A 20,827-nucleotide genomic window follows, 5' to 3' on the forward strand; every position below is an offset into this window, starting at 1 on the left:
TCAGCCTGTTGCGTTCTTCACGAACTCGGTCGTGTACGTCTTGTCGAGGTCCACATCGGCGTTCTTGATGGTGGGGTTGAACGCCTTGAGCACCTTCTCCACGGTCTCCGGGCCGTTCGCCGGCATCACGCCGTCCTTGGTGAACATCGGCAGCGTGCTCTTGATCGCGGTCGCGTAGAGGAACTTGTTGCCCTGGGAGTAGTCGGCGGGCATCTTGTCGGCGATCGCCGTCGCGCTGTGGGTGGACATCCACTTGAGCGTCTTGACGAATGCATTGACCATCTTCTGCACCGTTGATTTGTGGCCGTTCACCCAGTCCGTCTGCATGTACAGACTTGACGAGGGATACGGTCCGCCCAGCGCCGCCTGCGAGCCCTCGGGCGTGCGCATGTCGACGAGGATCTTGCCGGCCTTCTTGTCGAGGATCGTGGCAACGGTCGGGTCGGTCGTCATCCCGGCGTCGATGGAGCCCTGTTGGAGCGCCGCGACGAAGGTCGGTCCCGCGCCGACGGCGACCGGGGTGAACTCGCTGACATTGACGCCGTTCTTGACGGCGAGGTACTTGGTGAGGAAGTCGGTGGATGAGCCGAGGCCGGTCACGCCGAGCTTCTTGCCCTTGAAGTCCTTGGCCGACTTGACCTTCCCCGCCGCCTTGGTGGAGACGACCTCCACCTCGCCGGGCGCCTGCGAGAACTGCACCACGGACTCGACCGACTTGCCCTTGACCTGCAGGTCGAGCGTGTGGTCGTAGAAGCCGACGGCTCCCTGGACCTGCCCGGAGACGAGCGCGGTCTCGGCCTGGACGCCGGCGGGCTCGCTCAGCAGTTCCACGTCGAGGCCCTCGGCGTCGAAGTAGCCGAGCCGCTGGGTGAGCATCGCGGGCAGGTAGATGACCTTGTCCAGGCCACCGACCATGATCTTGACCTTCTCGCCCTTGCCGTCGCCCTTGCTGCCTGAGCCGGTCGAGGCGGTGCTGGCCGCGTCGTTGGCGCAGGCGGTGAGCGAGGAGAGGGCGAGCAGGCCCGAGGCGGCCAGGGCGGCGTATCTGGCGGTCTTGCGCATGGCGGTTCACGTCCTTGTGAGGGTGCGGTACAGGGAGGAAGGGGGCTCTTCGACGGGCTTGCGGCGAGGGGCCGTTCAGCTGTCGGAGCTCGACGGCTTCCAGCGGAAGATGCGGTTCTCGGCGAAGGTGAGCAGCCCTTCGGCGACGAGGGCGACGACCGCGAGGATCACCATCGCGGCGTACACACCGGCCGCGTTGAAGGTGCCCTGGGACTGCGCGACGAGCAGGCCGATGCCCTTGGTGGCGCCGATGTACTCGCCGACGATCGCGCCGATGAGGGCGAAGCCGAAGCTGACGTGGAGGCTGGTGAAGATCCAGGAGGTGGCCGACGGGATGACCACCTGGAGGGTCACCCTGCGGTCGCTGGCGCCGAGGATGCGGGCGTTGGCGACCAGGTTGCGGTCGACCTCGCGGGCGCCTTGGAAGGCGTTGAAGAACACCGGGAAGAAGACGAGCACGACGGCCGAGGCGACCTTGGAGGACGGTCCGAGTCCGAACCAGATCACGAAGATGGGCGCGAGGACGATCCTCGGTATGGAGTTGAGCACCTTGATGTATGGACCAAGTATGTCGGCGAGCAAGGTGATCCGCCCCAAAGCAATACCGAACACGACACCGGCGATCACACCGATCACCCAGCCGAGCAGCGCCTCCTGGAGTGTGGCCCAGATCTGCTCCCCCAGGGAGCCGAGCGCGGTCCCGTGCATCACCCAGGTGTAGATCTGGTCCCAGATCTTCGAGGGCATCGAGAAGTTGAACGGATCGATGACCTTGGCCCGGGAGAGCCATTCCCACAGGCCGAGCACGGCGACCAGGAGCAGCACGCGGGCCGCTCCGACGCCGACCTTGCGTTTACGGGCGGCACGCGCGCGTGAATGCGCGCGGTCCGACTTGGCGCCGGACTCGACCACCGTCGGCACGACCTTGTCCTCGGGCATGACGTCAGGCGACATTGGCCGCACCTCTCTCGCGCGTGATGCGGACCTCTTCGCCCAGGGACTCCCAGATCTCGCGGTAGATCTCGATGAACCGCGGCTCCAGGCGCACGGATTCGACCTTGCGGGGCCGTGGCAGGTCGATGTCGAAGACCTGCTTCACAGTGGCGGGCCCGGCGGTCATCACGACGACCCTGTCGGCCAGCGCGATGGACTCCTCCAGGTCGTGGGTGACGAAGACGACCGAAGTGCCGGTGCCCTCCCACAGCTCCAGGAGTTCGTCCGACATCAGGGCCCTGGTCTGCACGTCGAGCGCCGAGAACGGCTCGTCCATGAGCAGGATCTCGGGGTCGTTGACGAAGGTCGCGGCGAGCGCGACGCGCTTGCGCATACCGCCGGAGAGCTGGTGCGGATAGCGGTCCTCGAAGGCGGAGAGCCCGACCCGAGCCAGCCACTCGCGCGCCTTCGCCCTGGCCTCCGCCTTCGGTACACCGCGGAAGCGCGGGCCCGCCATGACGTTGGACAGCACCGTACGCCAGGGGAAGGTGGCGTCCTGCTGGAAGACGAAACCGACCTTGTCGCCGACGCCGGAGACCGGCTCCCCGGCCACCAGCACATCGCCCTCGGAGGGCTCTTCCAGCCCGCTGACGAGGGTCAGCGTGGTCGACTTGCCGCAGCCCGTGGGGCCGACGACCGCCACGAACTCGCCACGCCCGACGGTGAGATCAAGCCCCTGTACGGCCGTGTGCAGACCCCCCGACGGGGTCCTGAAGGTCTTGCTCGCGCCCCGCAGCTCGATGGCGGGGCTGGTGTCTGCGCTCATGGCCGGGACCGTAGATGTGGCGCGGACCACAGCAGCAGTCTTCTGGGCGCAAGCCGTTCTTTTGCTCGCAAGAGCCTGTTGTGCTCGTTTTGCTCGCGCTACAACTGCGGAGCCGAAACACGGGCTTAACGCTCGCCTGGCCTTGAGGAAAGAGGCCCAATGATTGACGTCATGGTCGTGGACGACGATTTCCGCGTCGCCGAGATCAACGCCAAGTACGTGGGGAAGGTTCCCGGTTTCCGGGTCGCCGCCCGCGCGCACAGCGCCGCCCAGGCGCTGGCCACCGTGGAACGCGGGACCATCGACCTGGTGCTGCTCGACCACTATCTGCCCGACCAGACGGGTCTCGAACTCGTCCACCGCATGAGGCAACAGGGCCACACGACCGACGTCATCATGATCACGGCGGCCAGCGATGTGACGACCGTGCAGCGGGCGATGCGCCTCGGCGCCCTGCACTACCTGGTCAAGCCGTTCACCTTCGCCGCGCTGCGCACCCGCCTCGACTCGTACGCCGCCCTGCGCCGCACCGTCGACCGCGTCGGCGGCCGCGGTATCGCCGGCCAGGAGCAGGTCGACCGCATCTTCGGCGCCCTGCGCACGACGACCCTGCCGGCCTCCCCCGGCCTGCCCAGCGGTCACTCGGAACCGACCACCGACCTGATCTGCGGCGTCCTGCACAGCGCCGGCCACCCGCTCTCGGCCCACGAGGTCGCCGCCGAGACCGGCCTGAGCCGCTCCACGGCCCAGCGCTACCTCCGCCACCTGGAACAGGCCGGCCGCCTCCGCCTCTCCCTCAAGTACGGCGACACGGGGCGCCCGGAGCACCGCTACGCCTGGGTGGCGCCGTAGCCGCGCGACAGCCGCACACTCGCGCGTGGCTACGGCGCACGGGCCCCGCTACACGGCCCCCGCCCCCGTCAGCGCCCGCACCTCGGTCTCCGCATGCTTGGCCTCGTCCGGGACTTCCGGCGAGGTGACCGTGCCGAGCCAGCCGGCCAGGAAACCGAGCGGGATCGAGACGAGGCCGGGGTTCTGCAGCGGGAAGAACTGGAAGTCGACGCCCGGGAACAGCGATTCGGGACTGCCCGACACGACCGGCGACAGCAGCACGAGCACCAGTGCGGGGATCAGTCCGCCGTATACGGCCCACACGGCGCCGCGGGTCGTGAAGCCGCGCCAGAACAGCGAGTAGAGCAGCACCGGGAGGTTCGCGGAGGCGGCGACGGCGAAGGCGAGGCCCACCAGGAAGGCGACGTTGAGGTTCCTGGCGACGAGGCCGAGCCCGATCGCCGCGACACCGATGCCGACCGCGGCGACCCGGGCCACGGCCACCTCGCTGCGCGGCTTGGCGTTCGGGCGCCGTAGCGACGCGTACAGGTCGTGCGCCACGGATGCCGAGGAGGCCAGGGTGATCCCGGCGACCACCGCGAGGATCGTGGCGAAGGCCACGGCCGCGACGATCGCGAACAGGACGGTGCCTCCGGTGGAATCGGCTCCTCCGCCGAGGTCGAGGGCGAGCAGCGGGACCGCCGTGTTCCCGGCCTCGTTCGACTTCCGAAGGGTGTCCGGTCCCACGACCGCCGCCGCGGCGAAGCCGAGGACGATCGTCATCAGGTAGAACGCGCCGATGAGCCCGATCGACCACACCACCGAACGGCGCGCGGCCCGCGCGGTCGGCACGGTGTAGAAGCGGGACAGGATGTGCGGCAGCCCGGCCGTGCCCAGCACCAGCGCGAGGCCCAGGCTGATGAAGTCGAACCGCGCGGTCCAGTCCCCGCCGTACTTGAGCCCCGGCGCCAGGAAAGCCGCGCCGTGACCGCTGCGCGCGGCGGCCGTGAGCAGCAGGTGGTTCAGATTTCCGTGGAAGCGCACCAGGGTCAGCACCGTCAGCGCGATGGTGCCGCTCATCATCAGGACCGCCTTGACGATCTGGATCCAGGTGGTGGCCCGCATCCCTCCCATCGACACATAGATCACCATGAGCGCCCCGACGCCGATGACGGTCCAGGCCCGCGCGGCCGGACTCGTCCCGCCCAGCAGCAGCGAGACCAGACTGCCCGCGCCCACCATCTGCGCCACCAGGTAGAGAACGGACACGGTGACCGAGGAAGTTCCCGCCGCGATCCGCACCGGGCGCTCGCTCATCCGGGCGGCGACCACGTCGGCGAGCGTGAACCGCCCGCAGTTGCGCACCAGTTCGGCGACGAGGAACAGCACCATGAGCCAGGCGACGAAGAAGCCCACCACATACAGCAGGCCGTCGTAGCCGAACAGCGCGATGAGCCCGGTGACCCCGAGGAAGGAGGCCGCGGACAGATAATCACCCGAGATGGCAAAACCATTCTCCATGGGGGAGAAGAGCCGCCCGCCCGCGTAGAACTCCTCCTCCGAGCCGTGCCGGTTGCGGCTCACCCAGGTGGTGATCCCGAGGGTGACCGCGATGAACACGCTGAACAGCAGCAGCGCCAGCGTCTGATGGTTCCCGGTCACGACGTACCGCCTCGAATGCCTCGTGTCAGTTCCTGTGTGTCCCAGCGCAGTTCGAGCGCGGCCCGGTCCCTGCGCAGGCGCGCGTGCCGGGCGTAGGCCCAGGTGAGCAGGAAGGTGGTGAGGAACTGCCCCAGTCCCGCGACCATCCCCACGTTCACCGCGCCGGCCACCGGCCGGGCCATGAATCCGGGTGCCGTCGTCGCCGTCACCACATAGGCCACGTACCAGGTGAAGAAGACGACGGTGGCCGGCACCACGAACCGCAGATACCGGCCGCGCACCTCCTGGAAGGCCGCGCTGCGCTGCACCTCCAGATACACGTCGCCCGCGCGGACAGCGTGGTCCGCGTCCTCCCGGCGCGCGGCGGGTACCTCGGGCGCGGGCCCGCCCGTGCCGTCCAACTCGCCCCAGCCGGACGCGAGCGCGTCGTACCAGGGGTCGTGGTACCTCACCTTTCCGGTTGCCTCGGCGGGGGTCAGGTCATGACCTTCGTGGTTCTCGGCCGGACTCTCGTGACCACTCCCGCCACCGCGGGGACGACCGTTGCTTGACTGCATGCCCAAGGATGGACAGAACGGGAAGATCCCCGACTCTTCTTCTCCGGTCTCTTCACCCCATCAGGTGACTCAACTCGCTGGTGGCCGCACCAGTCCTTTCCCGTAGGCGTAACGCACCGCCTGCGCACGGTCCTTGAGCCCCGTCTTGGCGAACAGGTTGTTGATGTGGGTCTTCACCGTCGCCGTGGAGACATGCAGCGTGCGGGCGATCTCCTGATTGGTCAGGCCCTCGGCGATCAGCAGCAGCACCTCGGTCTCCCGCGCGGTGAGCCCGTCCGGCGGCTCGGCGGGCTCCGACGACGGCTGCGGCTCGGGCTCCGACAGGCGCTCCAGCAACCGCCGTTGAATACTCGGAGACAGCCCCGCGTCCCCCGACAGCACGCTCTCCACGGCCCGTACGATCTCGTCGCCGCCCGCGTCCTTGGTGAGGTAGCCACGCGCCCCCGCGCGCAGCGCCGGGAACAGCGACGCGTCGTCCGCGAACGTCGTGAGCACCACGACCTGCGTCCCGGGGTACTCCGCCCGGATGCGCCGGGTCGCCTCGACACCGTCGCAGCGCGGCATGCGCAGGTCCATCAGGACGACGTCCGGGGCGAGTTCGGCGACGAGCCGCACCGCCTCGTCCCCATCGGCGGCGGCGCCGACGACCTCGATCCCGGGCAGCAGCCCCAACAGCATCACGATGCCTTCCCGTACGACGGTCTGGTCGTCCGCGACCACGACCCGCGCGGGCTTCCTCACGGCCTCATCCGTCATGCAGGCACCTTCAGCGTCACCACGAATCCCTCCTCGTCCGGCCCGGCCAGCAGCGAACCGCCCAGCAGCTCGGCGCGTTCCCGCATGCCCAGCAGACCGTATCCACCTCCCGCCCCGGTGAGTTCGCCCGGCGAACCGCCCGAGTCCCGTACGTCCAGGGTCACTTCGTGCTCGCCGTAGTCCAGCGTGAGCAGCACCTTGGCGCCCGGGGCGTGCTTGCGGACGTTCGTCAGGGCCTCCTGGGCGACCCGGCGCACGGCCTGCGAGGCCTCGGCGGGCAGCTGTCTCCGTTCACCCGTAACGGTGACCTCGGCACGTCCCGTCGTACCGACGATCTCGGTCAGGAAGTCCTCCAGCGGGGTCATCTCGCCCCGCAGCGCGGACAGAGCCTGCCGGGTCTCCACCAGGCCGTCGCGGGCCATCCCCCGTGCCGCCACGACCCGTTCCAGGATCGTCTCCCGGTCGGCGCCCCGCTCGATCAGCAGCCTGGCCGCCTCCAGGTGCACGAGCTGGGCCGAGAGGCTGTGGGCCAGCACGTCGTGGATCTCCCGGGCGATACGGGCCCGCTCCGCCAGCGCGGCGGACTCCGCCTCGGCCGCTCTCGCCATGCGTTCCTGGGTGAGCAGCCGCTGGGCGCTGCCCCGGGCCTCGGCGTCGAGGCGGAGCGTGTATCCGGCGAGGGCCAGGCCGGCCGTCGTGACCGCGGTGGTCAGCCAGACGTCGTTGTTGACCGCGGCGAAGGTCGCGAGGGACACCGCGGTCACCGGCACGGCGACCGCGATGGGCAGCCGCTCCAGCGAGCTGACGGCACAACCGCACCAGATGACGAGCGCCGGAACCCTGAAACCGGCTGCCTGTCCCGCGACCGCCATCCCGAGGAGCACGGCCATGAGTGCTACCGACGGCCAGAGCCTGTGGGCGAGAGTCGTGCGCCAGAACGCCCAGCCGACGACCGCCGCGAGCAGGATGCCGGCCGCGCCTGCGGCCAGGGCCCAGCCGTGGACGTGGCTGCCGGTGAGCGCGCCCCCCAGGAGCACGCCGATCACCAGCAGCCGGACGGCCCAGGCGAGCAGACGCCGGGGCCGTGAGACCCCCGCTCGGCCCAGCGCCTCCCGCGAGGGCCAGCGCGTCCAGGCGTTCTCCGTCACACGCGCTCCTTCCGGGCAGGCCTCGCCATGCCGAAACCGTACGCCGGGGCCGACCCCGCCGACCCGGTGAAGGACTGGGCCCGCCAGGCCAGGACCCCGGAGCGGACCAGCAGCGTCGCCGCGAGACCGAGCATCAGGGCCGAGCTGTTCTGGTGCACGCCCACGACCGCGCCCAGGGCGATGAGTGCGACGCGCAGGGCTATTCCGACGATCCAGACGCCCCCGCTCGCCTTGGTGCTCTTGCTCCACACGGAACCGTCCGTCTCGACCCACAGCCGCGTGGTCCAGGCCCAGCCGGCTCCGGTGGCCAGCCCGATGACCAGCTCGACGGCGAGCAGGAGGGCGGACTCGGTGTGGTGGTGGGCGTCGAGTACGCCGGGGTCGCGCAGCGCCACGACGGCGAGGATCACGGGGAGGAGCCACCAGCGCCGATCGGTGTCGATCTGACGGGCGCGGAACTGCCGCACGATCACCACCGCGACGACGGCCACGATCACCAACGCGTTGACCAGCCCGGACATCAGAGCCTCCGTGAGCGGAAGGGGATGCCGGCTGCGAGCGCTGCCGACGCCTTCGACGCTACGGAAATGCGCGGGTCGGCAGATCGGCGCCAGGGTGGATCGTGGGTGGATCCCCGCACCGCCCCGGCCTCCACCCACGGGTGGAGCCGGACGATGGCGGCGGGGCCGGGCTCGGGTGCGAGCCGGGTCCGGACCAGAGCCGGGCCAGAGCCGGGCCGGGCCGGGCCGGGCCCGAGCAGAGCCGGATCCAGGTCCGCCCCGAGTCCAGATCAGAACAAGGCCTGAATCAGAGCCAAGTTCGGATCAGAGCCGAGCCCGGATCAGAACCGCATCCCGATCAAGACAGGCCCCGGATCAGAACCAGGTCCGGAACGAGGCCGGGCCCAGGTCGAACCCGGGCCCGGCTCAGTGATCAGGCGTCGATCCGCGACCGGTCCAGCGTCGCGGCCGAGCTGGAGATGAACTCCTTGCGCGGGGCCACGTCGTTGCCCATGAGCAGATCGAAGACCTGCTCGGCCGCGTCCAGGTCGGAGAGGTTGATCCGGCGCAGGGTGCGGTGACGGGGGTCCATCGTCGTCTCGGCCAGCTGGTCGGCGTCCATCTCGCCGAGACCCTTGTAGCGCTGGATGGAGTCCTTGTACCGGACGCCCTTGCTCTGGAGCTCCAGCATCTTCTCGCGCAGCTCACGGTCCGAGTACGTGTAGACGTACTTGTCCTGGCCCTTCTTGGGCTGGACCAGCTCGATGCGGTGCAGCGGCGGCACCGCGGCGAACACCCGGCCGGCCTCGACCATGGGCCGCATGTAGCGCTGGAACAGGGTCAGGAGCAGACACCGGATGTGGGAGCCGTCCACATCGGCGTCGGTCATCATGATGATCTTGCCGTAGCGGGCCGCGTCGATGTCGAAGGTACGGCCCGACCCCGCTCCTATGACCTGGATGATCGCCCCGCACTCGACGTTCTTCAGCATGTCGGTGACGGACGACTTCTGGACGTTCAGGATCTTGCCGCGGATCGGCAGCAGCGCCTGGAACTCGGAGTTCCGGGCGAGCTTGGCCGTACCGAGCGCGGAGTCTCCCTCGACGATGAACAGCTCGCTGCGCTCGACGTCGTCGCTGCGGCAGTCGGCGAGCTTGGCCGGCAGCGAGGAGGACTCCAGGGCCGTCTTGCGGCGCTGCGCGTCCTTGTGCTGCCGGGCCGCGATACGCGTGCGTGCGGCGGCGACGGCCTTCTCCATGACGACGCGGGCCTGGGCGGCGGCATCACGCTTCGTCGAGGTCAGGAAGTCCTTGAGCTCCTTGGCGACCACGTTGGCGACGATCCGGCGGGCCGCCGACGTACCGAGCACCTCCTTGGTCTGGCCCTCGAACTGCGGTTCGGCGAGCCGGACGGTGACGACCGCGGTGAGGCCCTCCAGGGCGTCGTCCTTGACGACGTCGTCCTCGGCGACGCGCAGCAGTTTCTTGGCGCGCGCCACCTCGTTCATCGTCTTGACGACGGCCTGCTCGAAGCCGGCTACGTGGGTACCGCCCTTGGGGGTGGCGATGATGTTCACGTACGACCTGAGCGTCGTGTCGTAGCCGGTCCCCCAGCGCATCGCGATGTCGACACCGAGTTCGCGGGTGACCTCGGTGGGCGTCATCTGGCCGTGGTCGTCCAGGACGGGCACCGTCTCCTTGAAGGTGCCCTGGCCCGACAGGCGCAGGACGTCGCAGACCGGCTTGTCGCTCGCCAGGTACTCGCAGAACTCGCTGATGCCGCCATCGAAGCGGAAGGACTCCTCCCCCTTGCTGCCACCCTCGCCCAGGCCGTACTCGTCGCGGACGACGATGGTCAGCCCGGGCACCAGGAACGCGGTCTGCCGGGCCCGCTGGTGCAGGCCGTCCAGCGAGAGTTTGGCGTCCTTGAGGAAGATCTGGCGGTCGGCCCAGTAGCGCACGCGCGTGCCGGTGCGGGTCTTGGGAATCCGCTTGGTCTTGCGCAGTCCACCGGGCTCGAACGCGGCGTCCGGGCCGGCGTTCGTGAAGGAGCCCGGCACACCGCGCCGGAAGCTGATGGCGTGGGTGTTGCCGCTGCGGTCCACCTCGACGTCCAGGCGGGCGGACAGGGCGTTCACCACGGAGGCGCCCACGCCGTGCAGACCACCGGAGGCGGCGTACGAGCCGCCGCCGAACTTGCCGCCGGCGTGCAGCTTGGTCATGACGACCTCGACACCGGAGAGGCCGGTCTTGGGCTCGACGTCGACCGGGATGCCCCGGCCGTTGTCCCGGACCTCCACCGAGGCGTCGTCGTGCAGGATGACCTCGATGTGGTCGCAGTAGCCCCCGAGGGCCTCGTCCACGGAGTTGTCGATGATCTCCCACAGACAGTGCATCAGGCCACGGCTGTCGGTGGACCCGATGTACATACCCGGGCGCTTGCGTACGGCCTCGAGCCCCTCGAGGACGAGCAGGTGCCGCGCGGTGTAGTTGGAACCGTCCCGGTCTGCTCCTGCCAGCAGCGCTGTCGACGGCACGGACGTTTCGGCGGTCACGCGGTTCGCTCCTCGCTGAATTTCAGATGAGGCCCTTTTGGGTAAGGGCCCGGCTTCGGTTGCCGCTCAGAGGGTACCGAGGCCTGGTAGAGCCGTTGTAACGCCACCCTCGTCTCCTCATCACACTAGTCCAGGGTCGTATACCTGTTCGATCCCTCGATGGAGTGAAGTACATATCACGTTCCCTTCGGGGCATGAACCATTTAGGCTCCGGGCACGTCCTCATGAACAACCGGCAATCCAGCCGGGTGGACCCGACCCTGACCCCACAGCGCGAACCCGTACAGACACATAGACACGCAATACGGCACATTCGCCGCCAACCGGCAGCAGACAGCCGCCCCGGAAGAATTTTTCGAGAAAAGGCCACGAGCGGGAACGTTTTCGGCCTGGTTGGATGTTGACCCTGGTACGACAGCTCGTCGAGCTAGAGAAGAGGCGACGTGACTACTGTTCTGACCCCCGCGAGCCCACTGACGGCCGCCGATCGCTGCGACCGCTGCGGCGCCCAGGCATACCTGCGCGTCGTCCTGCTGAGCGGCGGAGAACTGCTCTTCTGCGCCCACCACGGCCGCAAGTTCGAGCCGGAACTCAAGAAGATCGCCGCTGAGATACAGGACGAGTCGGAGCGGCTGACCTCCGCTCCAGCAGCAAGCGCTCCTGAAGAAGACCGCTGACACATCGCGTCCACGACGAGCCAGCACCGGCCCAGGCCGGCGACGGGCGGCCCCGCTCCTGAACCACAGGAGCGGGGCCGCCCGTCTTCGTACGCGTTCGTTCGCACCCGGCGCAGACCCGGGGATGCCGCCCAGACGCCGTCAGGCGCCCTTGTGCGGCCCTGGCGAGCCGCGGTGGCGGCCCAGTGTCCGCAGGACGTCCGACACCCTGGTGTAGACGCCTGGGCTCCCGGCGCGCCCGCACCCGCTGCCCCATGACACGAGCCCGATCAGCCGCCCCTGGGCGACCAGCGGCCCCCCGCTGTCCCCCTGACAGGCGTCACGGCCTCCCTGAGCCTCTCCGGCGCAGAGCATGGACTCGGAGAGGTAGGTACCGTCGGCACCGGCCGGATAGGCCTGCTCGCATTGCGCGTCGGACAGCACGTGCAGGCGCGCCGCGTGCAGGCTCCCCGCATAGTCGCCGCCGCCGGTGAGATCGCCCCAGCCGTAGACCGTGGCGGCCGTGCCCGCCCGGTAGGCCGTGTCACCCGCGGCCGCCATCGTGACGACCGAGCTCTGGGGCAGTGGATCGGCGAGGGTGAGCACGGCGAAGTCGCCCGCGTTGCTGCCGGGGTCGTAGTCCGGATTGACCCACACATCGCGTACGGCGATCTCCTGGCCCCGGTCCGACAGCAGGTCCGTACGGCCCGCGATGGCCTTGAGGTCGGTCGCCCGGTGCGGCGGCGCCCCCAGGACGTCGTCGCCCATGCAGTGGGCCGCGGTCAGCACGGTGGTCCGGCCCACGGCCACACCGCCACAGAACTGCCCCGCCCGGGTACCCCCGAACCGGTCACGGCTGGACAGGGCCACCGTCCAGGGGCTCACGGAGACATCGACCGGGAACCCGCCGACGACGATGCTGTCGGCGGCCACGGGGGGCGCGGAGACCAGCGGTATGGCGGACGCGGCAGCCGCCAGGACCAGCGGCCGGGTCAGCGCCCGGGCAAGGGGACGACGCATGCACGTTCCTCACTCTGGGATGGTCTTGGGAAACCCACAGTGATCCAGCGCGCCGCGCCCCGCACCCGCGGCCAGCACGAAGGCCCGGTCCCCCGAGGGGAAACCGGGCCTTCCGTGTCGTACGACTACGACCTAGTCGAGGTAGTCGCGCAGCACCTGCGAACGCGACGGGTGGCGCAGCTTCGACATGGTCTTGGACTCGATCTGGCGGATGCGCTCACGGGTGACCCCGTACACCTTGCCGATCTCGTCGAGGGTCTTCGGCTGACCGTCGGTGAGACCGAAGCGCATCGAGACCACACCGGCCTCGCGCTCGGACAGGGTGTCCAGGACGGAGTGCAGCTGCTCCTGGAGGAGGGTGAAGCTGACCGCGTCGGCCGGGACGACTGCTTCGGAGTCCTCGATGAGGTCACCGAACTCGCTGTCGCCGTCCTCACCCAGGGGGGTGTGCAGGGAGATGGGCTCGCGGCCGTACTTCTGGACCTCGATGACCTTCTCCGGGGTCATGTCGAGTTCCTTGGCCAGCTCCTCCGGGGTGGGCTCGCGGCCCAGGTCCTGGAGCATCTGGCGCTGCACGCGCGCGAGCTTGTTGATGACCTCGACCATGTGCACCGGGATACGGATGGTGCGGGCCTGGTCGGCCATCGCGCGGGTGATCGCCTGACGGATCCACCAGGTGGCGTACGTGGAGAACTTGTAGCCCTTGGTGTAGTCGAACTTCTCCACCGCGCGGATGAGACCGAGGTTGCCCTCCTGGATCAGGTCCAGGAAGAGCATGCCGCGGCCGGTGTAGCGCTTGGCCAGGGAGACCACCAGACGGAGGTTGGCCTCCAGGAGGTGGTTCTTGGCTCGGCGGCCGTCCTCGGCGATGATCTCCAGCTCGCGCTTGAGCTTGGGGGCGAGCTTGTCGGCGTTGGCCAGCTTGTCCTCGGCGAACAGACCGGCCTCGATGCGCTTGGCGAGCTCGACCTCCTGCTCGGCGTTGAGGAGGGGGACCTTGCCGATCTGCTTGAGGTAGTCCTTGACGGGGTCGGCGGTGGCGCCGGCCGCGGCGACCTGCTGCGCGGGCGCGTCGTCCTCGTCCTCGTCGGAGAGCACGAACCCGGCGCTCTCGGCGCCCTCGGGCTCGTCCCCGGTCTTGCCGGGGGTCTCCTCGGTCGCCTCTTCGTCGACTACCTCGGCGTCGTCCTTCTTGGCACTGGTCTTCTTGGCCGCCGCCGTCGTCTTCTTGGCGGCGACCTTCTTGGCGACCGCCTTCTTGGCGGGCGCGGTCTTCTTGGCAGCGACCTTCTGGGCGTCGTCCTCGACGGAAGCGTCGGCGACGGGTGCCGCCGGAGTGGCGGTGGCGGTGGCCTTCTTGGCGGTCACCGTCTTCGCGGCGACCGTCTTGGTGGCGGTGCGCTTGGCCGGACTCTTCGCTGCGACGCTCTTTCGGGTGCGCTTGGGCTCCGCGGCACTGACCATCAGCGTCACACCCTCTTCCTCGAGGATCTGGTTGAGGCTGCGCAGTACGTTCTTCCACTGAGTGGCCGGAATCTGGTCAGCTTCGAAGGCCCGACGCACGTCATCGCCGGCGATCTGCCCCTCAGCCTTTCCCCGCTCGATGAGCGCCATGACAGAGACGGACTCGGCGATCTCCGGCGGGAGCGTACGGGATGTGCTGGCCGACACGAACAACCTCTCGGAACGATGGAAAACGGCTTCCGGCCCCGTCCGGTACGGACAGGAGCCGACGACCGCCGACTTGGGGATGGGCCGACGGCGCGGGCTGGGGCCGGGAAGAAACACAGCGCCTTGAACGGCGTCCGTATTCCCTTCCGCGGCTGTCACCTCTTAGGTCATCGCACAGTGCCCGCGAGCGTTACGCCCAATCTGCGTGGCCCGAGTCACACCCCGTAAGCGTTCAAAAACGGTCAGACACGGGCAGAGGAGGGCACCCACGCCCGTGACGGGCGCTCCTCAGGGAGATTCAACACCCCGTCGCACCGCCGGACCCCGCCGGATTCCCTGGAGGATCCTGCGGGGTCCGGCGGAAGACGGGCGCCCCGGCCGGGCGCCGCCACGAGAACGCGGCACACCTCGACCGCACGGACCATCCCGTGCGCGTCAGTGTTCGCGCGGGGCGGGCACCACGCGCTCCACCTCGGGGTGCACGATGAGCAGCTGCCGCATGGCCGCCTCGGCCGCCGCACCGTCGCCGGCGGCGAGGGCGTCGACGATCCGGGCGTGGTGCCCCAGGGAGGCCTCGGTCGGGCGGTCACAGCCAGTGACCGGGCCGCCGGAGACCTGGAGGGCCGAGGAGACGATCCCGGAAAGGTGCTCCAGCATCCGGTTGCCCGCGACCTGGATGAGCAGCGAGTGGAACTCGGCGTCCGCGCGGGAGAAGGTCAGCGCGTCACCCTGCCCCATGGCGTGGCTCATGATCTCGACCATGTCGGAGAGGCGCTGCTGGACGTCCTCGCGCCCGTGCCCGGCGGCGAGGCGCGCGGCGAGCGGCTCGATCGTCCAGCGCAGCTCGCTCAGCTCACGGCGCTGGTTGTCGCGCTGCGGGCCGAAGGCGCGCCATTCGATGATGTCCGGGTCGAGGAGGTTCCAGTCGCTGACGGGACGCACGCGCGTGCCGACGTTCGGGCGGGCACTGACCAGGCCCTTGGCCTCCAGGACGCGGAGCGATTCGCGGACGACGGTCCGGGATACCTCGAAACGCTGGCCGATCTCCTCGGGCACCAGCGGGCGGTCGGCGCCCAGGTCCCCGGAGACGATCATCTGACCCAGCTGCTGGACGAGTTGGCCGTGCAGCCCGCGTCCGCGGCTGCCCGCGGCACGCCGGCCCACGCGGCCCAGCTCGGGGTCGGAACCGTCCCAGGAAGGGGCTCCGAGGCGCTCGGTGACGGGCGCCTCGGCGTAGGGGTAGCGGTCGAGATCGCCCGGGCCGGCGAGACCGGAGTCTGCGGAGCGGGCGGCGGTCATCATGGTGTGCGCAAGGGTACTCACGGATCCTTTGTCGGCGCTGTCTCCAACTCCCTTGAGGTCTTTGGTGAAAAGCACACGAAAGGGTGATCGCTCACCCCGTCGCAATTGACGCCTTATCGGAAAGAAATGGGCTTTCTACGGGGAGTTGTGCGCAGAGCGGCACCCCAAGGGTTGCGGACGGTCGTCATCGGACCCTGCTCCGCAGGGTCGTGAGCAGATACGCGCAGAGCAGGGCGGTCAGCGACAACGCCAGTGCCCCGCCCACTGGTTGGGCGATCACCCGTGCCGCCGCGGACAGGTAACGCTCTCCCCCGAAGGGCCATTGCAGCAGCAACACCTTCCGCATCCGCATCGGGAACCCTTCCGCGGTCCGCACCGCCGGCCCTTCCAACGCCTTGTGCACGAGGGGTACGACGAGAATCGGTACGGCGACCACCGCGGCGAGCCCGGCCGTGGTGGACCGGAAGATGCCCGCGGCCAGCACACCTGCCCAGGCGCAGCCGACGACCAGGCCGATCCAACTCGCGCTCATCGAGAGCCAGTCGGCGGGAACTTGCGCGAGCTCCCGTCCGTAGACGAGATAGAGCACTTCGGCGTCGCAGCCCACCGTGAGGAAGGCCAGCAGCAGCGCGGTGGCGGCGGAGACGATGAGCTTCGCGAGGAGGAGCCCCATCCTACGGGGCACGGTGCCGCGGTCCGCCGCCAGAGCGGGGTGGCGGAACTCGTCACCGAACGCGAACGCGCCGAGCAGTCCCGCACCGAGCGCCGCGGGCGGCAGGGGCAACTCCCGTGGCCACGCGGCCAGCAGACGCGGCTGCGGGGTGTGCCCGATGCGGGCCAGCAGCAGCGCGATGAGGGCGGACACGACGAGTACGGCGGCCCCGGTCAGAAACCCGGTGCCGATACCGGCGGCCCGACGCAGCTCGTAGCGGAGCGGGCGCAGCGGGCTGGGGGCGGAGCGGACGGAGATGGGGGGCGGGAGCGGGGACAGGGCGTCGGGGGTGAGGACTTGAGAGGGGCGCGGGGCGCGCGCGCGGGGACGGGTGCCGGACGACTCCTCGGGGTCGATGAGGGGGACCAGGCGGGAGTTTGCGGCGGGGGTATTGGCAGGAGCCTCGCGCGGTGGGTGGGACTCGGCGGCAGGTTCCGGTTGTTCGGCGGCGGGCGGCAGCTCAGCGGCGGGCGGCCGGAGACTGTGAGCGGGCGGCGCGGCGGCGTGGGGCTGTGCGGTATCGGCGGGCAGCGTGTCGGTGGATGGCGTCGGCGGCTCGGCTGGCGGCGCATCTGTGAGTCGCGTCAGCGGCTCGGCAAGTGGCATGTCCGTGCGGGTCGATGGCATCTCGGCTGCCGACGGGACGTTCGACACCCGCGGCTCGTCGACGGGATCCGCCTCACCTCGGAGGGCTGTTCCGGCGCCCGGCCCCATGTCCCCGATCTCGTCCGCTAGTTGGTGGACGAGGATGTCGTGCCGGAACGCCGTCTCACCGACGTCGGCGCACGTACTGCCGTACACGGAAAGGCGGTTGCCGTCCTCCCGTACGACTTCCACGGAGCGGTGGGCGGTGCGGGCCTCCTTGGTGAGGAGGGCGGCCAGGCGGTTGGCGTGCGGGCTGCGGACGGCGACGCGGGGGCGCAGCCGGGTACGGGCGAAGTCTCCGGCCTCCTGGTCGGCTACGAGTCTGCCCTGCTCCAGGGTGACGACCCGGTCGGCGCTGCGGGCGGCCTCCTTGGGGTCGGCGGTGGTGAACAGGACCGTGCCGCCCTGGGCCGCGTGCGCGCGCAGCATGCCGTACAGCCAACGGCTTTCACGGGCGGAGAGGGCGTCCGCGGGTTCGTCCAGCACGAGCGTGTGCGGGTCGGACAGCAGGGCGCAGGCGAGGCCGAGGCGGCGGTCCATGCCCCGCGCGAGGCTGCCGAGGCGTTCGTCGCGCAGGCTGACGATGCCGACCACTTCGAGGACCTCGTCGGCGCGCCGGGCGGGAACTCCCGCCGCGGCGCACAGCATCCGGAGGTGGCCGCGGACCGATCGGGCCGGATGACCCGGCACATCGCCCAGGAGGACGCCGACCTCGCGCGACGGGTGGGCGACGCGGTGCAGGGGGCGGCCCCTGAAGTAGGTGATTCCACGCCCCTGTTGGAGTTCGAGCATGAGTCTGAGCGCGGCCGTCTTTCCCGCGCCCGGTGCTCCGAGGAGTGCGGTGACACGGCCCGCACGTGCCTCGAAGGAGACGTCGTCGACGGCGGGCGGATGCTCCTTGCGGGCGTTGCTGGTCAGTCCGAAGGCCTGGATCACCCACAGCAAGATAGCGCGCTATGTCCGTTTTTCCGGGCACCGAACGGCCCGCTCCGCAACGGTTGATCGCCTCGGCCGAGGTCCTACGGCGTCACACCTCGGGGCGCAGCATCGGCGGGTTGAGCAGCGTGGCCCCGCCGGCCCGGAACAACTGTGCGGGGCGCCCGCCCTGACGGGTCGTCGTACCGCCGGTCGGGACGAGGAAGCCCGGCGTGCCGGTCACCTTGCGGTGGAAGTTGCGCGGGTCGAGCGCCACGCCCCACACCGCCTCGTAGACGCGGCGCAGCTCACCGACGGTGAACTCGGTGGGGCAGAACGCCGTGGCCAGGGACGAGTACTCGATCTTCGAACGGGCGCGCTCCACCCCGTCGGACAGGATCTGCGTGTGGTCGAAGGCGAGCGGAGCCACCGGATCGCCGTCGCGTCCGAACCCGCCCTGCTGCAGCAGCTCTTCGACGGGCGCCCAGCGCGCGTTGCTGGCGTCGCCACCAGCACGGGGTGCGGGCAGGTCGGGAGCGAGCGCGAGGTGGGCGACGCTCACGACGCGCATCCTCGGGTCGCGCTTGGGGTCGCCGTAGGTGGCGAGCTGCTCCAGATGTGCTCCGTTGTCCTGGGCGGGGGCGCCGGGGTCGTGGGCGCGCAGTCCCGTCTCCTCGGCGAGTTCGCGTGCCGCGGCCTGCGACAGGTCCTCGTCGGCCCGCACGAAGCCGCCGGGCAGCGCCCAGCGTCCCTGGAACGGCGGCTCGCCCCTGCGTACCGCCAGCCCGCACAGAGCATGGCGGCGCACGGTCAGCACGACCAGGTCCACGGTGACGGCGAAGGGCGGATACGCTGACGGGTCGTAGGACATGCGGCGATCATAGTCGTCTGCCTGACGATAAACACTCCCTTCGTCGGTACCGCCGTGACTGATCCACTTCGGCGCGATGTGCGGCTCGCCCACCGCTTCGGGCCGCCTCCCGATCCGGCCTCCTCCGAGGTCACGCTCCCAATTGCAGGCCGTCTGCCGCCTCTTCGACCATGGCGACACCGAGGCGGCCGACCCGTACGGAGAACGGGGCGCCCGCGATCCGCAGCCCGGTGAGGCCGATCTCGCCCAGGGGCGCGCTGCGCACCGGGCGGAGGGTGACCGTGCGGGCTGGGGCGTCGGGACGGATGCCCGCGAGGGTGGTCAGCAGCAGCACTCCGGCTGCGGCCGCCGTGGCCGCCGGGCGACAGGCCGCCGGGTGAGGGAGGGGAGCGCTCCCGTCCGTGCGCTGCTCCCCCGCGTACATCTCGGGGAGCCGGTGTCCGAACGCCTCGGCCGCGGCGAGGACGCCCCGCAGCAGGGAGGTCGCCTCCTTCTCGTACGCGGCGGCGGCCAAGCCTGCGACGGCGATCACCGTCTCCGCCACCCGGACGGCTCCGCCCCGGTGACTGAACGGGCTGTACCCCGGTTCTTTCACACCCAGGCCGCGCAGTCCCCAGCCCGAGTCCATGGCCGGGGCGCCGAGCAGCCGGGCGAGTTGTTCGGCCCGCACCTTGTCCAGGAGGCCGGGCGCGTACTCGCCACCGCCCAACAGGCCGGTGTCCAGGAGGTGGGCCGCGGTCGCGCCGAGGTGCGGTACGAGGCGTCCGTCCGGAGACCGGGCCGCTGCCGGGCGGCCGCCGCCCAGGTCCCCGATCCAGAAGTCCGCGCGGAAGGCGGTGCGTAACTCCTGGGCCCACTCGCGCAGTTCCGCACCGCCGGGTCTGCCGAAAGCGTCGAGCAGATCGGCCCCGAGCAGAGCCGCCCGGTGGGCATGGGCCTGTGTCTCGCAGCGGACGGGGCCGCCTGGGTGCGGGTCGCGCAGATACGTGCCGTCGCCCACGGCGGTCCGCAGCCAGGTCAGACAGCGCTCGGCGGCCGGGAGCAACTCCCGTGTCTCCTGCTCCGGAAGCCCCCAGCGGCGGGCCTCCGCGAGCAGCACGGGGAAGAGCAGGGTCGCCTCGGTCCCCGTGCAACTCGGCGGAAGATGGGCGCCGGCGTCACGACGCGGTCCGGGGATCAGGCCCAACTGCGCTCCGGCGCGCTGGAGTTGGGTGCGGGCGAGGATCCGCAGTGTGCCCGCGGCGAGCCGCGTGCCGAGCGGCAGCGTCATCCGCGCGGCCGTGACGGACTCCGCCGGCGCCAGCCCGCAACGCCAGGGTGCCCCGGCCGCGAGATGGATGTCGGAGGGGTGGGCGGGGTCGCGCAGCAGCAGTGCCTGGAGGTCCTCGATGCTGGTCCGCAGGAGCACCGGGACTCGGGGGTCGTCGCCGGTCGCCCGTGCGGAGGCCAGGGGACTCGTCGCGCCGTGGCCCACGGCCCTGATCGGCCCCGCGCCGTCCGGCCGTACCCGGAGTTCCACGGTCACCGTGCCGCCCGGCGGCAGTTCGAACTCCCAGCGCAGGAGCCCCGCGGAAGCCAGCGCGTCGGCGGGCGGAGGGTCGGCCGTGACCGCCGAGTTGCCGGTGGGGCCGGACCAGCGCAGGCCCGAGTCGTGGACGCTGGCGAGCAGTTCGGGTCCGGTGTTGCCTGCGGCGATCGCGCCCAGATCGGCCATGTCGGTGCCGAGCGCCAGCTCGACCGGCAGGCGCAGCGGGCGCCAGGAGACGCTGCGCAGGGTGATGCGTTCGGTGCCGTCGGAGTGCCGGGTCCGCTCGACGACGAGGTCCGGGTCCGGGCCGCAGTCCGGTGAGACCCGCATGGTCCCCACGAAACGGGCGCGGTCGGCCGCCGTCATCCTGGCCTGCACCACCAGTGGCTCCCGTCCGGCCACCCGCAACTGGCAACGGGAGAGCACGCGTCGCCCCGCGCGGTAGAACCCCTCCAACCCCCGTCCGTTCAGCTGTCCTTGCTCGGTGGAGACGGCCAGGCCCGGGAGGGCCACGCAGATCAGGGTGGTGTGGGTGGGCGGTAGTTCGAGGGAGCGGCGGGGCGTCGGACGGGACGGGGGTGGCGGGTGTGGTGGAGGGCTTTGAGGCGGGGAGCCGGGAGAGGACTGGCGCGGGGAAACAGGAGACGAGTGGCGTGGGGATACGGGCGAGGGTGGGGG

Annotated in this window: 17 protein-coding genes; 2 read left to right on the top strand and 15 right to left on the bottom strand. The window is 70.4% G+C overall.

The window, feature by feature from the left end; translation table 11 throughout:
• The 3 genes from OO69_RS30130 to OO69_RS30140 all read right to left on the bottom strand — a co-directional run bounded on the left by OO69_RS30130 (position 1) and on the right by OO69_RS30140 (position 2,821).
• Positions 1-1,062, bottom strand: coding sequence for an ABC transporter substrate-binding protein (locus OO69_RS30130; RefSeq protein WP_033283981.1), 1,062 nt, complete (start codon positions 1,060-1,062; stop codon positions 1-3).
• Between the two features lie 75 nt (positions 1,063-1,137).
• Positions 1,138-2,016, bottom strand: coding sequence for an ABC transporter permease (locus OO69_RS30135; protein ID WP_033283982.1), 879 nt, complete (start codon positions 2,014-2,016; stop codon positions 1,138-1,140).
• Positions 2,006-2,821, bottom strand: coding sequence for an ABC transporter ATP-binding protein (locus tag OO69_RS30140; RefSeq protein ID WP_033283983.1), 816 nt, complete (start codon positions 2,819-2,821; stop codon positions 2,006-2,008). The genes OO69_RS30135 and OO69_RS30140 overlap by 11 nt, the downstream gene beginning before the upstream one ends.
• Before the next feature lie 159 nt (positions 2,822-2,980).
• On the opposite strand from OO69_RS30140, the gene OO69_RS30145 reads away from it, so the two are divergent.
• On the top strand, positions 2,981-3,673 hold the full coding sequence (locus OO69_RS30145; protein ID WP_033283984.1) for a response regulator: 693 nt from the start codon (positions 2,981-2,983) through the stop codon (positions 3,671-3,673).
• 48 nt (positions 3,674-3,721) lie between these two features.
• Here the strand turns inward: OO69_RS30145 and OO69_RS30150 are convergent, their stop codons facing one another.
• The 6 genes from OO69_RS30150 to OO69_RS30175 all read right to left on the bottom strand — a co-directional run bounded on the left by OO69_RS30150 (position 3,722) and on the right by OO69_RS30175 (position 10,829).
• Positions 3,722-5,314, bottom strand: a complete 1,593-nt coding sequence (locus tag OO69_RS30150; RefSeq protein ID WP_033283985.1) for a cation acetate symporter — start codon at positions 5,312-5,314, stop codon at positions 3,722-3,724.
• Entirely contained in the window at positions 5,311-5,871 is a 561-nt protein-coding gene (locus tag OO69_RS30155) for a DUF485 domain-containing protein (protein ID WP_078652626.1), read from the bottom strand. Before OO69_RS30155 ends, OO69_RS30150 begins: the two co-directional genes overlap by 4 nt.
• Before the next feature lie 69 nt (positions 5,872-5,940).
• A complete protein-coding gene (locus OO69_RS30160; RefSeq protein ID WP_033283987.1) occupies positions 5,941-6,627 on the bottom strand; it encodes a response regulator transcription factor in 687 nt (228 codons plus the stop codon).
• A complete protein-coding gene (locus OO69_RS30165) occupies positions 6,624-7,775 on the bottom strand; it encodes a sensor histidine kinase (protein ID WP_033283988.1) in 1,152 nt (383 codons plus the stop codon). The genes OO69_RS30160 and OO69_RS30165 overlap by 4 nt, the downstream gene beginning before the upstream one ends.
• Positions 7,772-8,296, bottom strand: a complete 525-nt coding sequence (locus tag OO69_RS30170) for a CcdC protein domain-containing protein (protein ID WP_033283989.1) — start codon at positions 8,294-8,296, stop codon at positions 7,772-7,774. Before OO69_RS30170 ends, OO69_RS30165 begins: the two co-directional genes overlap by 4 nt.
• Positions 8,297-8,708: 412 nt before the next feature.
• Positions 8,709-10,829, bottom strand: coding sequence for a DNA gyrase/topoisomerase IV subunit B (locus OO69_RS30175; RefSeq protein WP_033283990.1), 2,121 nt, complete (start codon positions 10,827-10,829; stop codon positions 8,709-8,711).
• Between the two features lie 443 nt (positions 10,830-11,272).
• Between OO69_RS30175 and OO69_RS30180 the strand changes: the two genes are divergently transcribed.
• Positions 11,273-11,506 carry a DUF7455 domain-containing protein gene (locus OO69_RS30180; RefSeq protein ID WP_033283991.1) on the top strand — a complete coding sequence of 78 codons (234 nt, stop codon included), beginning with the start codon at positions 11,273-11,275 and terminating at the stop codon, positions 11,504-11,506.
• A 141-nt stretch (positions 11,507-11,647) separates the two neighbouring features.
• Here the strand turns inward: OO69_RS30180 and OO69_RS30185 are convergent, their stop codons facing one another.
• The 6 genes from OO69_RS30185 to OO69_RS30210 form a co-directional block, all read right to left on the bottom strand.
• The gene (locus OO69_RS30185; RefSeq protein ID WP_033283992.1) at positions 11,648-12,505 is read right to left on the bottom strand and encodes a S1 family peptidase; all 858 of its coding nucleotides are present in this window, start codon (positions 12,503-12,505) and stop codon (positions 11,648-11,650) included.
• A gap of 132 nt (positions 12,506-12,637) precedes the next feature.
• Positions 12,638-14,176 carry an RNA polymerase sigma factor gene (locus tag OO69_RS30190; RefSeq protein ID WP_033284005.1) on the bottom strand — a complete coding sequence of 513 codons (1,539 nt, stop codon included), beginning with the start codon at positions 14,174-14,176 and terminating at the stop codon, positions 12,638-12,640.
• 435 nt (positions 14,177-14,611) lie between these two features.
• A complete protein-coding gene (locus OO69_RS30195) occupies positions 14,612-15,499 on the bottom strand; it encodes a FadR/GntR family transcriptional regulator (RefSeq protein ID WP_199811058.1) in 888 nt (295 codons plus the stop codon).
• 163 nt (positions 15,500-15,662) lie between these two features.
• Positions 15,663-17,771 carry an ABC transporter ATP-binding protein gene (locus OO69_RS30200; protein WP_033283994.1) on the bottom strand — a complete coding sequence of 703 codons (2,109 nt, stop codon included), beginning with the start codon at positions 17,769-17,771 and terminating at the stop codon, positions 15,663-15,665.
• Positions 17,772-17,862: 91 nt separating this feature from the next.
• Positions 17,863-18,621: an NUDIX hydrolase gene (locus OO69_RS30205; RefSeq protein ID WP_033283995.1), complete on the bottom strand. Its 759-nt coding sequence runs from the start codon at positions 18,619-18,621 to the stop codon at positions 17,863-17,865.
• Between the two features lie 130 nt (positions 18,622-18,751).
• Positions 18,752-20,662 (bottom strand): glycogen debranching N-terminal domain-containing protein, encoded by a 1,911-nt coding sequence (locus OO69_RS30210; RefSeq protein ID WP_199811059.1) that lies wholly within the window; start codon positions 20,660-20,662, stop codon positions 18,752-18,754.
• Positions 20,663-20,827 lie beyond the last annotated feature (165 nt).

Origin of the sequence: Streptomyces sp. NRRL F-525 (assembly GCF_000716605.1) — a bacterium.
In the GTDB taxonomy this organism is placed as follows: domain Bacteria; phylum Actinomycetota; class Actinomycetes; order Streptomycetales; family Streptomycetaceae; genus Streptomyces.

Coding starts and splice junctions, on each gene's coding strand:
- OO69_RS30130 (WP_033283981.1), bottom strand. CDS start 1,062: ATGCGCAAGACCGCCAGATACGCCGCCCTGGCCGCCTCGGGCCTGCTC.
- OO69_RS30135 (WP_033283982.1), bottom strand. CDS start 2,016: ATGTCGCCTGACGTCATGCCCGAGGACAAGGTCGTGCCGACGGTGGTC.
- OO69_RS30140 (WP_033283983.1), bottom strand. CDS start 2,821: ATGAGCGCAGACACCAGCCCCGCCATCGAGCTGCGGGGCGCGAGCAAG.
- OO69_RS30145 (WP_033283984.1), top strand. CDS start 2,981: ATGATTGACGTCATGGTCGTGGACGACGATTTCCGCGTCGCCGAGATC.
- OO69_RS30155 (WP_078652626.1), bottom strand. CDS start 5,871: ATGCAGTCAAGCAACGGTCGTCCCCGCGGTGGCGGGAGTGGTCACGAG.
- OO69_RS30160 (WP_033283987.1), bottom strand. CDS start 6,627: ATGACGGATGAGGCCGTGAGGAAGCCCGCGCGGGTCGTGGTCGCGGAC.
- OO69_RS30170 (WP_033283989.1), bottom strand. CDS start 8,296: ATGTCCGGGCTGGTCAACGCGTTGGTGATCGTGGCCGTCGTCGCGGTG.
- OO69_RS30185 (WP_033283992.1), bottom strand. CDS start 12,505: ATGCGTCGTCCCCTTGCCCGGGCGCTGACCCGGCCGCTGGTCCTGGCG.
- OO69_RS30205 (WP_033283995.1), bottom strand. CDS start 18,621: ATGTCCTACGACCCGTCAGCGTATCCGCCCTTCGCCGTCACCGTGGAC.